10 protein-coding genes and 1 riboswitch are annotated in these 13,793 nt (G+C 69.3%); of the genes, 4 read left to right on the forward strand and 6 right to left on the reverse strand.

Annotated elements, in window-relative coordinates:
- Positions 1–143 precede the first annotated feature (143 nt).
- Positions 144–422, forward strand: a complete 279-nt coding sequence (locus tag QN245_RS20340) for a hypothetical protein (RefSeq protein ID WP_160968473.1) — start codon at positions 144–146, stop codon at positions 420–422.
- A complete protein-coding gene (locus QN245_RS20345; RefSeq protein ID WP_317844079.1) occupies positions 389–1,180 on the forward strand; it encodes a M90 family metallopeptidase in 792 nt (263 codons plus the stop codon). Before QN245_RS20340 ends, QN245_RS20345 begins: the two co-directional genes overlap by 34 nt.
- A gap of 242 nt (positions 1,181–1,422) precedes the next feature.
- Here QN245_RS20345 and QN245_RS20350 read toward each other — a convergent pair whose 3' ends face one another.
- From QN245_RS20350 to dusA, 6 genes are all read right to left on the reverse strand, one after another.
- On the reverse strand, positions 1,423–2,613 hold the full coding sequence (locus QN245_RS20350; protein ID WP_317844080.1) for a DUF1501 domain-containing protein: 1,191 nt from the start codon (positions 2,611–2,613) through the stop codon (positions 1,423–1,425).
- Positions 2,614–2,642: 29 nt separating this feature from the next.
- Complete coding sequence (locus QN245_RS20355) at positions 2,643–4,226, reverse strand: DUF1800 domain-containing protein (protein WP_317844081.1); 1,584 nt, start codon at positions 4,224–4,226, stop codon at positions 2,643–2,645.
- A 212-nt stretch (positions 4,227–4,438) separates the two neighbouring features.
- Complete coding sequence (locus QN245_RS20360; protein ID WP_184449833.1) at positions 4,439–5,809, reverse strand: ATP-binding protein; 1,371 nt, start codon at positions 5,807–5,809, stop codon at positions 4,439–4,441.
- 82 nt (positions 5,810–5,891) lie between these two features.
- On the reverse strand, positions 5,892–6,575 hold the full coding sequence (locus QN245_RS20365) for a response regulator transcription factor (RefSeq protein ID WP_003469280.1): 684 nt from the start codon (positions 6,573–6,575) through the stop codon (positions 5,892–5,894).
- Between the two features lie 73 nt (positions 6,576–6,648).
- Complete coding sequence (locus tag QN245_RS20370) at positions 6,649–7,032, reverse strand: hypothetical protein (protein WP_167088048.1); 384 nt, start codon at positions 7,030–7,032, stop codon at positions 6,649–6,651.
- A gap of 420 nt (positions 7,033–7,452) precedes the next feature.
- Entirely contained in the window at positions 7,453–8,472 is a 1,020-nt protein-coding gene (dusA, locus tag QN245_RS20375) for a tRNA dihydrouridine(20/20a) synthase DusA (protein WP_317844082.1), read from the reverse strand.
- A gap of 143 nt (positions 8,473–8,615) precedes the next feature.
- A riboswitch (cobalamin riboswitch) is annotated at positions 8,616–8,869 on the forward strand.
- A gap of 211 nt (positions 8,870–9,080) precedes the next feature.
- Here dusA and metE point away from each other — a divergent pair.
- The gene (metE, locus tag QN245_RS20380) at positions 9,081–11,372 is read left to right on the forward strand and encodes a 5-methyltetrahydropteroyltriglutamate--homocysteine S-methyltransferase (RefSeq protein WP_160968461.1); all 2,292 of its coding nucleotides are present in this window, start codon (positions 9,081–9,083) and stop codon (positions 11,370–11,372) included.
- 238 nt (positions 11,373–11,610) lie between these two features.
- Complete coding sequence (locus tag QN245_RS20385) at positions 11,611–13,608, forward strand: choice-of-anchor X domain-containing protein (protein WP_317844083.1); 1,998 nt, start codon at positions 11,611–11,613, stop codon at positions 13,606–13,608.
- Positions 13,609–13,793: the final 185 nt, after the last annotated feature.

Raw genomic sequence — 13,793 nt, forward strand, 5'->3', positions numbered from 1 at the left:
CGCCTCGTTTCGCCCCCGGGCGCGCCGCGGCGCACCCTCGTAAACCGAAAAGTATGCGGCAACGCTCCCCGGGCGCCCAGGGCCGGGGTCCTGCAGCCGGTGAAAACCGCGTTAGAATCGGGATTCACCGCCGCTCGCCCTGGATGCCGACGATGCGCCGTTCCCTGCCCTGCCTGCTCCTGTTGCTGCTGCCACTCGCCGCCGCCCACGCGTCCAATGTGCTGGCGGAGAAGCCGCATACCGACTGCGCCTACGGCGACACACCCGATGCCGACAGCGCGCCGACGCGTGCGCCGGCGACGCATGCGCCCTCCTCCACCAAGCCGGCCTCGACCACCACGGGTGGCGGCAGCGACAGCGACCTGGTGCCGCGCATGCGCATGCCGAAGTGGCACAGCTTCCTGCCGGGGATGTTCCGCTGATTCCACGCTGGCTGCGCGGGCTGTGGTCGACGCCCGCCGCCGCCATCGATGACGCCACCTGGCAGGCCGTGCGCCGCGACTGCGCCTGGGTCGCGGCCCTGGATGCGCCGCGCGAGCAGCGCCTGCGTGCGCTGGCCAGCGAATTCCTGCACCGCAAGACCATCTCGCCGTTGGGCGGCCTGCAGCTGGATGCCCGGCAGTGCGGCCTGCTCGCCGCGCTGTGCTGCCTGCCGCTGCTGGAGTACGGCGTCGGCGGCATGAGCGGCTGGTCGCAACTGCTGGTCTACCCGGACGCGTTCCGCGTGCAACGCAGCCATGTCGATGCGGCCGGCGTTCTGCACGAGTGGGAAGACGAACTGATCGGCGAGTCCTGGGACAGCGGCCCGTTGATCCTGTCGTGGGCCGATGTGCAGGCCGACCTGGACGATCCGCGCGCCGGCTACTGCGTGGCCGTGCACGAAATGGCGCACAAGCTCGACGTGCTCGACGGCGCCCTGGACGGCACGCCGCTGCTGCCGCGCGCGTGGCAGCGGCAATGGGCCGACGATTTCCAGCGCAGTTACGACGCCTTCTGCGCGCGCGTGGATCGCGGCGGCGCCAGCGAGATCGACGCCTACGCTGCCGAAGCGCCGGAAGAGTTCTTCGCCGTGGTCAGCGAATATCACTTCTCCGCGCCGGAGCGACTGCAGCGCGCGATGCCGGAGGTAGCTGCACACTTGGCGCGGTTCTACGGTCGCTCTCCGTTTGCCGCGGACTGAGTGGCGATCGCGTCTTGATGCATTGCTTCAAGACTTTGCCGCGATGAACGCGACAAAGCATGCGTTATGAGGAGTCGAGCGCGTAACGCGTCGGGACTGAAGTCCCTCGCACGGTGCACCCGTAGGGCGCCAGGTCCAGATACAAGGAGCGGCTTCAGCCGCGACGGGGCGTTCCGGTACCTGTCGCGGCTGAAGCCGCTCCTACGGGACATTTCCCGCATCCCTTCATCGCGGAAAAGGCATCACACCAACTTCAAATCCCGCGCATGCGCCTGCGGGAATACCTTCTGCAGCTGCGTCGGCGACAGGCCCCACATGCGGCCGAGCAGGCCGGCGAACATGTCGCGGTAGTTGGTCAGCACCGGGTAGTCTCGGTCCTGGAACAGCTTGTCCTTGCTCACCGCGACTTGCTCGCCAGCGATGCGGCCGCCGTTGACCCCGCCACCCAGCACCCAGTACGTGGTGCCGTGGCCGTGGTCGGTGCCCTTGTCGCCGTTCTCGCGGAAGGTGCGGCCGAACTCGGACAGCACCACCACCACGGTGTTGCGCCACTCCGGTCCCAGCGCCTCGGCATAGGCCGACAGCCCCTCGGACAGGTTGGCCAGGTTGTTGGCCAGCGCGCCGTCGGTGCTGCCCTGGTTGACGTGCGTGTCCCAACCGCCGACGTCGACGAACCCGAGCCGGTAGCGCTCGCGCATCAGCGTGGCGATGCGGCGGGTCTCGTCGGCGAAGGTGCGCGCACTGGCGGCGCCGCGGTTGGCCTGCTGCATCTCGTCCTGCAGCGCGCGCGAGACCTGCTGGCGCAGCGCCAGGCCGTCATGCGCGGCGCTGGCCAACTGGGTGCCGTGGTACATGCGGGCGAGGATGTCGGCCTGGCGCTGGTCGAAGGCCGGGGTCGGATTGCGCTTGAGCGAGAGATTGGGAATGTCGCCGCCGCCCTGGAAGCTCAGCGGCAGCGAATCGGTGAAGGCGATCGACGGCGTGCCGGTGGCCACCTGCGACAGCCGCGCCAGGAAGCCGGTGCGGTAGTCGCTGCGCTGCCCGGCCGGCTGCCCGGCCTCGATGCTGTCCTGGGTCTCGAAGTGGCTGCGCGACAGGTCGTCGGTACCGGCGAACGGGACGAACGCCAGCTGCTTGTCGTTCCATAGCGGCATCAGCGTGTCGCGCAGCCGCGGATTCAGGCCCCACTGGGTGTCCAGCGCAATGGCGCTGTTGGGATTGGCCGGATCCGGCTTGGCGATCGCCAGGCTCGGCCGCGAGGCGTAGTAGAAATCGCTCGCGTACGGGACCAGCAGGTTGTTGCAGTCGTAGCCGCCGCGCAGGAACACCACCAACAGGCGCGGCGACGGCGCAGGCGCGGCGAACAGGCGCCCGGCGAACGGCAGGCTGGCCGCGGCGGCGGCGGACGCGAGCAGGAAGCGGCGACGGTGCATGGCGGATCTCCGTGCGGCGAAGGCCGCGGTCAGCGGTAATTGAAGTCGGGCGAGGCCAGCAGGTAGCCGTTCCATTCCTGCTGCGAGCGCGCCTGCGCCAGCGCCTGGCGCGTGGTGTCGCTCAGTTGCGGCTCGATCGCGTGGTAGTACAGCGGCGTGCTCAGTTGCGGGAAACCGCCGCGCTGCTGCCCGTCGACGGTGAACAGCTGGGTGTTGCCGTTGCCGATCGCACGCGCGATCTCGAAGCGCTGTGCCATCTGCCCCGAACTGTTCCAGGCACTGGACTGCAGCGACCAGCCATCGGGCGTGATCCGTCCGAAGCTCGGCTCGCCCATCTGATTCAACCAGCCCAGCAACGGTTGCGGATTGACGATGGTCTGCCCGTCGTAGGCCAGGCGCAGCGCCGAGACCAGGAAGCGGTACGGATCCTTGAACTTGTGCGGCGCGCCGGCCGCCATCTCCGGTGCGGTGAACATCACCTGCAGCACCGCGGCGATGTCGCCATCGCTGCGCTGGAACGTGCGCGCCATCTTCTCCACCAGCGCCGGCGGCGGATCGTCGGCGACGAAGTATTCGGCCAGCTGCCGCGAGATGAAGTGCGCGCACGCCGGCTGGCGCACGATCAGTTGCACCGCGCGCTCGACCTCGTCGAAGCCGCCGCCGGCGATGCGCTGGCCGAGCAGGGTCTTGTCGCCGGGCTGGTGCCGTGCCGGATTGAACTCGAACGCGCCGCGGCGCACATACTGGGCCTGCAGCGCCGGCGGCAGTTTCGGCGGCCCGTCGCGGTCGACCGGCGCGATGCCGACGCCGGTGAGGATCAGCGCCAGTTGCTGCACGTCCTTCTGCGTGTAGCCGGCGTTGACGCCGAGGGTATGCAGCTCCATCAGTTCGCGCGCGTAGTTCTCGTTGACCTTGCCCTTGGCGTTCTGCGCGTTGTCCAGGTACTCCAGCATCGCCGGGCTCTGCAGCGTCGCCATCACCAGGTCGGAGAACTTGCCCAGCGCATGCGGGCGGATCGCGTTGTCGGCGTAGTCGGCCACGGTCCAGTGCAGGCGGCCCTTGTCGGCGAACACGCTGAAATGGTTGAGCCAGAACCACACCATCTGCTCGCGCAATTGGTCCGGCGCGTAGATCGCACGCAGCAGCTGCGCCTGCCGTGCCTGGTTCAGCAGCAGATCGCCGCGCTGTTGCGCGGCCTTCTTCGCCGCGACCTTGGCATCGCCGTCCGGCATCGCCTTGATCGCCTGCTGTGCGGCAGCCTGCTGCTTGAGCAATTCCTGCACCGGCGTGTGCAGCGCCTCATAGCCATCCAGTTGCGCGCGCACCGGTGCCGGCAGCGCGGCATCGCCCGTATCGGCCTGCAGTTGCTCGCGCAGGAAACGCTTGCGGCCGTCGTGCTCGAACTGCGCCACGCTGGCGCTGTCCAGGCCGAGGGTCATCGACTGCAGCCAGCGCGCGTCGTCGCGCTTGATCACCTTGTCGCTAGCGGCGATGGCGCCGACGGTGAACAGCACCAGCAGCAACGACAACAACAGTCGCTGGGTGTTGCGCAATACACGCCGGCCGCGCACGCGCAGACGCGTTGCTGCAGGACGATGCCGGGATGCGGACATGCGAGGCTCCTGGACGAAAAGCGGCGTGAAGACCGGCGCAGTATCGCCAGCTGTGCGCCGGTCGCGTTAAGCCACTGTCGGAAACCTCCCGGTCATTTGCACGGGATTCACCTGCTGCTGCGGCGCAGCAGCGTCATGTGCGGTCTGTCAGTGCTCATGGCCGCTGCGCGGCGGGATGTCGGTCCCAAGCCAGCGCGGGGACGCCGCTGGACTCAAAATCCCGGCGGCAGGGTGACCAGGAAGCGCGCCCCGCCCAGTTCCTCGGAGCGGCTGACCTGCAGTTCGCCGCGATAGCCCTTGACCAGGTCCTGCACGATCGCCAGGCCGATGCCATGGCCGTGCACGCGCTCGTCGCCGCGCACGCCGCGCTGCAGGATGTGCGCGACCTCGTCCGGGGCGATGCCGGGGCCGTCGTCCTCCACCGAGATGATCAGGCCGGCGCGGCGGCTGCCGGCGGCCGGTTCCGGGCGCACGCTCAGCAGCACCCGCCGGCGCGCCCACTTGAACGCATTCTCCAGCAGGTTGCCGAGCAGTTCCTGCAGGTCGCCAGGCTCGCCATGGAAGCGCGCGCTCGGCTCGATGTCGAACTCGCACAGCACGCCCTTGGCCGCGTAGACCTTCTCCAGGCCGCGCACGATCTCCTCGGCATTGGGCTCGATCGGCAACGGCGCGGCGAACAGCTTGTGGCCGCTGGAGGCGGCGCGCGCCAACTGATACGACACCAGGTTGTTCATGCGCCGCAGCTGCACGTCCAGCTCTTCGCGCAGCTCCGGCCCCTGCGCGCCGCTGTCGAGCTGGGTGCGCAGCACCGCCAGCGGCGTCTTCAGGCTGTGCGCCAGGTCGGCCAGGGTGTTGCGCTGACGGTCCAGGTTCTCGCGCTCGCTCTCGATGAAGGCGTTGATGCTGTCGGTCAGCGGTTCCAGCTCGCGCGGATGGCGATCGCCCATGCGCATGGCTTCGCCGCGCTGCACCTTGGTCAGTTCGTTGATCACACGGCGCAGCGGGCGCAGGCTCCATTGCAGGATGAAGGCCTGCAGCACCAACAGGATCAGGCCGGCGCCACCGAGGTTGAACCACACCCGGCCGCGGAACACGCGCAGCTGCGCGCCCAGCGCGCGGGTGTCCTCCATGATGTAGATGGTGACCGGGGTTTCCTTGTCGCGGCGCACGTAGGCCAGGCCGATGCCGTAGCGGTAGACCTCGCCCTCGCTGCCGTCGATCTGGGTCATCGGCCAGGGCCCGTCGAAGGTTTCCTGGCGCGGCTCGAGCATGCCGCCGCGCGGTGGCAGCGGGCCCTCGCTGGACATCGAGATCCAGCCTTCGGTGGGCAACACGATCTGCGCGTACAGGCCGCTGCCGGGCCGGTCGAAATGCGGGTCCGGCGGCGGCTTGTCGTTGTTGATGTACAGCGATCCGTCGCGGGCGACGTCGATGTTGTTGGCGTACGCGGTGGCGTAGCTCTTCAGGCGCTCGCGCAGGTTGCTCAACGCGGTGTCGGCGAACGCCTGGTCCAGCGCGTAACCGGCCGCGGCCAGGAACGCCAGCAGGCTGAGGCTGGCGGCGAGCAGCTGGCGCGCCTGCAAGGAACGCGGGCGCCAGCGTTTGTACCACCTGGGTCGTGCCGCCACGCGGTCGCTTCCTCGGTGTGCTCGCCGGCGCCTGCGATCAGCCTTCGGTGCGCGGAATCGCGAACCGGTAGCCGCGGCCGCGCACGGTCTCGATCGGCTTCAACTCGCCGTCCGGGTCCAGCTTCTTGCGCAGGCGGCCGATGAACACTTCGAGCACGTTGGAATCGCGGTCGAAATCCTGCTGATAGATGTGCTCGGTCAGGTCCGCCTTGGAGACCAGTTCGCCGGCATGCATCATCAAATACTCAAGTACCTTGTACTCGTAGCTGGTCAGGTCGACGTTGCTGCCGCTGACGCTGACGGTCTGCGCCGCCAGGTCCAGCGCGACCGGACCGCATTCCAGGGTCGGCTTGCTCCAGCCGGCGGCGCGGCGCAGCAGCGCATTGACGCGCGCCAGCAGCTCTTCGACATGGAACGGCTTGACCAGATAATCGTCGGCGCCCTGCTTGAGGCCTTCGACCTTGTCCTGCCAGCTGGAACGTGCGGTGAGGATCAGCACCGGAAACTTCTTGCCTTCGTCGCGCAGCGCCTTGATCAGTTCCATGCCCGACATCTTCGGCAGGCCGAGATCGATGATGCCCACGTCGAAGGGCACTTCGCGGCCCATGTACAGGCCTTCCTCGCCGTCCTGCGCCGCATCCACCGCAAAGCCTTCGCGCTTCAGGCGAGCGGCCAGGGTCTCTCGCAGCGGAGCTTCGTCTTCGACCAGAAGGATACGCATGAACTCTCCCTAGTAACTTACAGGTGGCCGGTGGCCGGGGCGGTGTGTGGAACCTGAACCGAACTATCCGGACTCACGGGTGATCGTCGCGTGGTGGCTCGGGAGGCTCGCCCGACCGCGGCGCCCGCGGCGGTGCCGCACGGCCAGGCTGCGGATCGTCCATGTAGCGTACCCGCCCACGGCCGTCCATGTACTTGACGCGGTTGATGTCGCGTCCGTCGAACGGCACGCGCTCGGCGCCGAGGATCTGACCGCCGGTGGACCGCTGCACCCGGCGCACCGCATCGGACAGGGAACTGCCGGCATAGTCACGGCTGCGTCCCGCGTCGCGCTCCGGCGGCGCCATCGCGCCCGGCATGGGCGGCTGCTGCGCACGGCCATGCCCAGCCGCGACCGACGCCAGCGCGAGCGCGAAGACGGCGGCAAAGCGGTAGTGGCGGGAAGCAGGAGAAGTCACGACGGGCATCCTAACGGACTGATCGGAAACGTTCAAAACTTGTGAAGCGCGACACCTCGTGGAAACGAAGACGACCTCGAGAAATCGAGGCAAATTCTTGATTTTTCGGGGTGAATCCGGTCTGAACTTTTCCGGCCGCCACGGGCGACATTCAGTCAAATGAACCTATGAAGAGTCGATGCAAGGGCCGCGCCAGGGGTCTGGAGAGGCCCTGCGGCAGGTGCTTCGCAGCGTCTCCGGGAACGCAGAGACTAGCCGGCCATACCTGAACGGAATCCCTGAACGAAAGGAGGAAAGTGGGATGCGGACCCGTCGCCGACCGATTCGCGACGTTGTCCTACACTCTAGAGAAGAGACGAGGTCGACCAGCGACGAGCAAGGCAATGGCGCCTCCACTGCGTTCCGATTGGCTCCCGCCGATCAGGCCGCCGCGCGTGTCGCTTCATCGGTGACCGCCAACGCCCGCTCCAGCAGCGCCCAGTCCGCGCCCGGCCGGTGCGCGCCTTCGCTGAGCACCTGGCGGAAGGCGCGGCCGCCGGGCTGCCCGTGGAACAGGCCGAGCAGGTGCCGGGTGATGTGCTTGAGCGCCAGGCCCTCGGCCAGGCGTGCCTCGACGTAGGGACGCAGCGCACGCAGCAACTCCGCGCGCGGGCGCGGCGCGGCGCCGGTCAGGGCCGCGTCCAGCCGATGCAGGACGTAGGGGTCGTGATAGGCCGCGCGGCCCAGCATCACCCCGTCCACCGCCTGCAACTGCGCCTGCGCCGTCTCCACCGCGGCCAGGCCGCCATTGAGCACCACCTGCAACTGCGGCCGCTCGCGCTTGAGCCGATGCGCCCAGTCGTAGCGTAGCGGCGGCACTTCGCGGTTCTCCTTCGGCGACAGGCCCTGCAGCCAGGCATTGCGCGCATGCACCACGAACAGTCCGCAACCAGCCGCGGCGACCTGGTCGACGAAGGCCAGGAACACCGCATAGTCGTCGTCCTGGTCCACGCCCAGCCGGCATTTCACCGTCACCGGGATGTCCACCGCCGCGACCATCGCCGCCACACACTCGGCGACCAGCGTCGGCTCGCGCATCAGGCAGGCACCGAAGCGCCCGGCCTGCACCCGGTCGGACGGGCAACCGCAATTGAGGTTGATCTCGTCGTAGCCCCAGTCCTGGCCGATCCGCGCCGCCTGCGCCAGCAGCGCCGGCTCGCTGCCGCCGAGCTGCAGCGCCAGCGGATGCTCGGACGCATCGAAATCCAGCAACCGCGCACGATCGCCCAGCACCACCGCATTGGCGTGCACCATCTCGGTGTACAGCCGCGCCGACGGCGCGAGCAACCGGTGGAACACCCGGCAGTGGCGGTCGGTCCAGTCCATCATCGGGGCCACGGACAGGCGCAGCGAGGCGGCGTAACGCGCGGGGAGATCGGCGGTGGGGAGCGGAAGCGTCATCGGCACGACGGGCGGGCGCCGCCGGCTATCCGCCGCAGCGCCAGTCATTGACTTAGGGATCAATAGCTTACACGTTCGCCATGAACGTTGCCGGGACCTACCGACAAAAACGCACTGGCGCTTGACCCGCCACCGCATCCGGCCTATCGTGCGCTCGCCGAAGGTATTCATCTCTTCATTCGGATGAAGGGATGGATTTAAACGGGAATCCGGTGACGGCCGGCGCCGCAAGCGCCTGCCCATTCCGGAGCTGCCCCGCAGCGGTGAATGGAAACGACCTCCGTCAATGGCACTGGGCCAGCGCATGCCGGCCTGGGAAGCGACGGACAGTAGGTGCGCAGCCGGCACGGTGCGCGTGTCCATCAGCCCGAATACCGGCCCCGGCCGGAGGACCGTGCGTCCTCCGATTCGACCTGGCGCCTCCGCGGGGAGGCGGCCGGACCGCGACCCGGCCTTGCGCCGCGCCGCGTCGTCCGCCTGCCCGCGCGGTACCGGTTCGCCCGCGGGGGCGAAGGTCGCTGGCGTGGCGGGCGGTCCGTGCGAACGGGACGCGCGGCGCGCGGTTCCTTCGTTCCTCAATGCCCTTGAACGCAATGAGGAAACGCAACATGACGATCGTGACCAACCTAGGCTTCCCGCGCATCGGTGCGCGGCGCGAGCTCAAGCAGGCGCTGGAACGCTACTGGCGCCGCGACATCGATAGCGCGCAACTGCAGGACACCGCACGCGACCTGCGCCTGCGCCACTGGCAGCTGCAACGCGAGGCCGGGGTGGACGTGCCACCCAGCAACGACTTCAGCCTGTACGACGCGATGCTCGACACCGCGTTCCTGTTCGATGCGATCCCGCAGCGCTACCGCGCGCTGGCCGATGCCGATCCGCTGGCCGGCTACTTCGCGATGGCGCGCGGCACCCAAGAAAACGGCCTGGACCTGCACGCGCTGGAAATGACCAAGTGGTTCGACACCAACTACCACTACCTGGTGCCGGAGCTGGCGCGGCGCCAGCACTTCCGCCTGCGCGGCGACAAGCCGGTGGTGGAGTTCCTGGAAGCCAAGGCGCAGGGCATCCAGACCCGGCCGGTGCTGATCGGGCCGGTGACCTTCCTGGCGCTGTCCAAGACGGTGGACGGCAGCGACCGCTGGGCACTGCTGGACAGTCTGCTGCCGGTGTACGCCGACCTGCTGCAGCGCCTGCATGCGGCCGGTGCCGGCTGGGTGCAGCTCGACGAGCCGGCGCTGGTGCTGGACCTGGACGACGCCGCGCGCGCCGCCTATCGCCGCGCCTACGACGTCCTGGCGCAGGCGCCGCGGCCGAAGCTGCTGCTGACCAGCTATTTCGGCGAGCTGGGCGACAACCTGGAGCTGGCGATGGCGCTGCCGGTGGACGGCGTGCACGTGGATCTGGTGCGCGGCGTGGCGCAACTGGACGCGGTGCTGCAAGCCTTGCCAGCCGGTCGCGTACTCTCGGCCGGCCTGGTCAACGGCCGCAACGTGTGGCGCACGCCGCTGGACAACGCGCTCACCCTGGCCCGTTACGCGGCCGGCCATGTCGGCCGCGAGCGGTTGTGGCTGGCGCCGTCGTGCTCGCTGCTGCATGTGCCGGTGGATCTGCAGCAGGAGACCAAGCTGGACCGTGAACTGGTCGGCTGGCTGGCCTTCGCCAGGCAGAAGCTGCAGGAACTGCGCACCCTGGCCGATGCGCTGGACGATCAGCCGCAGGCGCAGGCGGGACTGGATGCAGCGCGCGATGCGTTGGCCAGCCGCCGTGCCTCCGCCCGCGTGCACCGCGCCGAGGTGGCGCGACGGGTAGACGCACTGACCGACGATGCCGGCCGCCGGCAGTCGCCTTATGCGCAGCGCCGCCAGGCGCAGCAGGCCGCGTTGCGGCTGCCGCTGTATCCGACCACCACGATCGGCTCGTTCCCGCAGACCGAGCAGGTGCGGCAGGCGCGCGCGCAGCACAAGGCCGGCAAGCTCGACGATGCCGCGTACGACGCGTTCCTGGCTGCCGAGACCGAACGCTGCGTGCGCGCGCAGGAGCAACTGGGCCTGGATGTGCTGGTGCACGGCGAGTTCGAGCGCAACGACATGGTCGAGTACTTCGGCGAGCAACTCGACGGCTTCGCCTTCACCCGGCACGGCTGGGTGCAGAGCTACGGCTCGCGCTGCGTGAAGCCGCCGATCATCTACGGCGACGTGCAGCGTCCGGCGCCGATGACGCTGCGCTGGACCCAGTACGCGCAGTCGCTGACCGAGCGGCCGATGAAGGGCATGCTGACCGGGCCGGTGACGGTGCTGCAGTGGTCGTTCGTGCGCGACGACCAGGAGCGCGCGCAGACCTGCCGGCAGATCGCGCTGGCGCTGCGCGATGAGGTGCGCGACCTGGAGGCGGCCGGCATCGGCGTGATCCAGATCGACGAGCCGGCGATCCGCGAAGGCCTGCCGCTGCGCCGCGCCGACTGGCAGGCGTACCTGGACTGGGCGGTGCAGTGCTTCCGCATCGCCGCGGCCGGCGTGCGCGACGCCACGCAGATCCACACCCACATGTGCTACTCGGAGTTCAACGACATCATCGAGGCGGTGGCGGCGATGGACGCGGACGTGATCTCGATCGAGACCTCGCGCTCGCGCATGGAACTGCTCGATGCCTTCGTGCGCTTCCGCTATCCGAACGCGATCGGGCCCGGCGTGTACGACATCCATTCGCCACGCGTGCCGAGCACGCAGGAGATGGTGGAGTTGCTGGAGAAGGCGCGGGCGGTGCTGGATCCGCAGCAACTGTGGGTCAACCCGGATTGCGGGCTGAAGACCCGTGGCTGGGCGGAAACGCGTAGCGCCCTGGAAGCGATGGTCGCCGCGGCGCGGCAATTGCGCAGTCAGCAGGCGCAGGCAGCGTGACCGGCGATGCCCGGCGCCACGTGCGCCGGGCATCGTTGTGCTCCAGGCATGTCCGGCATCCCAGTTCGGTGCGCATTGCTGCATTGCGTCTTTGTCCGGCAATGTGCGCTGGCTATAACCGGAGGCGAACGCGTGGCGAGGGGGCGCTGCGTCCTCGCCGACGTGCTGCCGGCGGCGCACCGCGCCGCGAGGTCCGGCAGGTGCGTCTGCTACTCAGCACCGCCAGGGAGAGCGCGTCATGCCGAAGCTGTCGAAACTGTCCGCCGTCTGCGTCCTGTATCTCATCATCCCCACCGCCGCGCTGCACGCGGCCGAACTGATTCCCAAACAACTGGCCGGCCCGCCGGAGGAGTTCGCGCAGATGCGCGCGCCCGCCCCGGCGGAAGCGGCGATCCTGTCCAAGAGCGCGTTGCTGCCGGTGGAGTTCTCCGCCGCACGCAGCAGTGGGCCGGCGCAATGGCACACCACACTGCCGGTGGAGAACGGCAAGCTGCGCTTCGTGGTGCTGTCCGGCGAACACGATTGGCAGCCGCGCCTGAGCGCGCCGGCCACGGCCAGTGCGCGCGCCGGCACCGCCGCCGCGACGCCGATGCTCGCGCCCAGCGCCAAGGCCACCCAACTGGGCGCCGGCGGCGCCGCACTGCCAGCCCGCGAGTACCGCGTGGACACAGCCGCTAACGGTGAGTGGACCCTGACCCTGCAGGCCGACAGCAACAGCACGGCGCAGCGCGGTTATGTGCTGATGGAAGGCGATGCGCGCACGCAACTGGCGTCCTATCCCAGCGACCGCGCGCAACTGCAGCGCGGGCAGCGCATCGGCCTGACCGCCCTGCTCGGCGGCATCGATGCGCAGGGCAGCGTGTCGCTGGCGCGCAGCGCCGGCAGCGGCCGCATCGACACCGCCCAGTTGCGGGTGATCGCGCCGGACGGCTCCGTCAGCCAATGGCCGATGGCCGACGACGGCCGCCACGGCGACGGCGCCGCGGGCGACGGCGTGTATGCCGGCGACTTCCCGGCGACCGCCACCGGCACCTATATCGCGCAGGTGGTGGTGCACGGCCACGACGCCGGCGGCCAGCCCTTCGTGCGCACCAGCGAGCACGTGCTGCCGGTGCTGGACACCACCTTGCGCATCAACGCCGATGCGGTCGCCGCCAGCGCCCAGCCCGGCACCCGCCTCACCCTGCCGATCCCGGTACGCATCGGCGGCGGCCAGGCGCCGGCGCACTACCGCGTGCTCGGCGAACTGTGGGGCACCGGCCGCGACGGCAGCGCGGTGCCGGTGGCCTGGCTCGGCGGCATGATCGCGCCGCAGGATGGACGCCTGCCGCTGAGCGTGGACGAACGCTGGATCGCCCGCGCCGGCGCGCGTGCACCGTTCACCCTGCGCAACCTGCGCGTGGAGGATCCGGACAACTTCGTGCCGCTGGCCACGCGCGCGACGTTGCCACTGACCCTGCCGGCGTTGCGCCGCAGCAGCGTGGCGCGCAGCACCGGCGCGATCGACGAGAGCATGCGCATGGGCGAGCGCCCGGCGCAGTTGAGCGCCGCCACCACCGACATGCAGGCGCAGGCCACCGGCAAGCGCCTGGTGCTGGTGCACGGCTACTGCTCGGGCGGCGTGTGGCCGGTGGCGCAGTTCACCAACGCCTCCGCGTTCCTGGACGTCAACCAGAACCGCAGCAACGACCAGTTCGCGCAGCGCCTGGCGCAGTTCGGCAGCCAGTGGAACTCGTTCGGCACGGTGGCGCACAGCCAGGGCGGCATGGCCGCGCTGCATCTGTACGTGTACTACTGGAGCGGGCTGGACAACGCCAGCGGCGGGCGGGTGATGCAGTCGGTGGGAACCCCGTACCAGGGCACCAACCTGGCCGGCATCCTGGCCACGGTGGGCTCGTGGTTCGGTGTGGGCTGCGGCACCAACAACGACCTGACCTATGACGGCGCCAAGGCCTGGCTGGCCGGCATCCCCAACTCGGCGCGGGCGCTGGTGAACTACTACACCACCTCCTTCGCCAAGACCAACTGGTACACCAACGACTACTGCAATGCGGCCTCGGACCTGGTGCTGAGCGATCCGGAGGACGGCACCGTGGAACAGGTCAACGGCCAGCTGCCCGGCGGCGTCAATCGCGGCCACACCACCGGCGAATGCCACACCACCGGCATGCGCGATCCGGCGCAGTACCTGGACGCCAGCCGCAACGCGACCATGAACGCCAACGCGGCGCGTTGAGGGGCCGGGATTAGGGAGTCGGGATTGGGGATTGGTAAAGCGCTGCCCGGGCATGTCAGCCTGGTGCAGCGCCGATCTTTCCCCAGTGCCGAAGCCGCCGCTGGTGCAATTCGCTCGGCGTGCGGCTTTTTGTAGGAGCGGCTTCAGCCGCGACGGGCGTTGTAGGTCATGCCTTCGCGGCTGGA

Source organism: Xanthomonas rydalmerensis (assembly GCF_033170385.1).
In the GTDB taxonomy this organism is placed as follows: Bacteria; Pseudomonadota; Gammaproteobacteria; order Xanthomonadales; family Xanthomonadaceae; genus Xanthomonas_A; species Xanthomonas_A rydalmerensis.

Bases quoted from the DNA above. Each gene is read 5' to 3' on its own strand.
- QN245_RS20340 (WP_160968473.1), top strand. From the start codon at position 144: ATGCCGACGATGCGCCGTTCCCTGCCCTGCCTGCTCCTGTTGCTGCTG.
- QN245_RS20350 (WP_317844080.1), bottom strand. From the start codon at position 2,613: ATGCACCGTCGCCGCTTCCTGCTCGCGTCCGCCGCCGCCGCGGCCAGC.
- QN245_RS20355 (WP_317844081.1), bottom strand. From the start codon at position 4,226: ATGTCCGCATCCCGGCATCGTCCTGCAGCAACGCGTCTGCGCGTGCGC.
- QN245_RS20365 (WP_003469280.1), bottom strand. From the start codon at position 6,575: ATGCGTATCCTTCTGGTCGAAGACGAAGCTCCGCTGCGAGAGACCCTG.
- dusA (WP_317844082.1), bottom strand. From the start codon at position 8,472: ATGACGCTTCCGCTCCCCACCGCCGATCTCCCCGCGCGTTACGCCGCC.
- metE (WP_160968461.1), top strand. From the start codon at position 9,081: ATGACGATCGTGACCAACCTAGGCTTCCCGCGCATCGGTGCGCGGCGC.
- QN245_RS20385 (WP_317844083.1), top strand. From the start codon at position 11,611: ATGCCGAAGCTGTCGAAACTGTCCGCCGTCTGCGTCCTGTATCTCATC.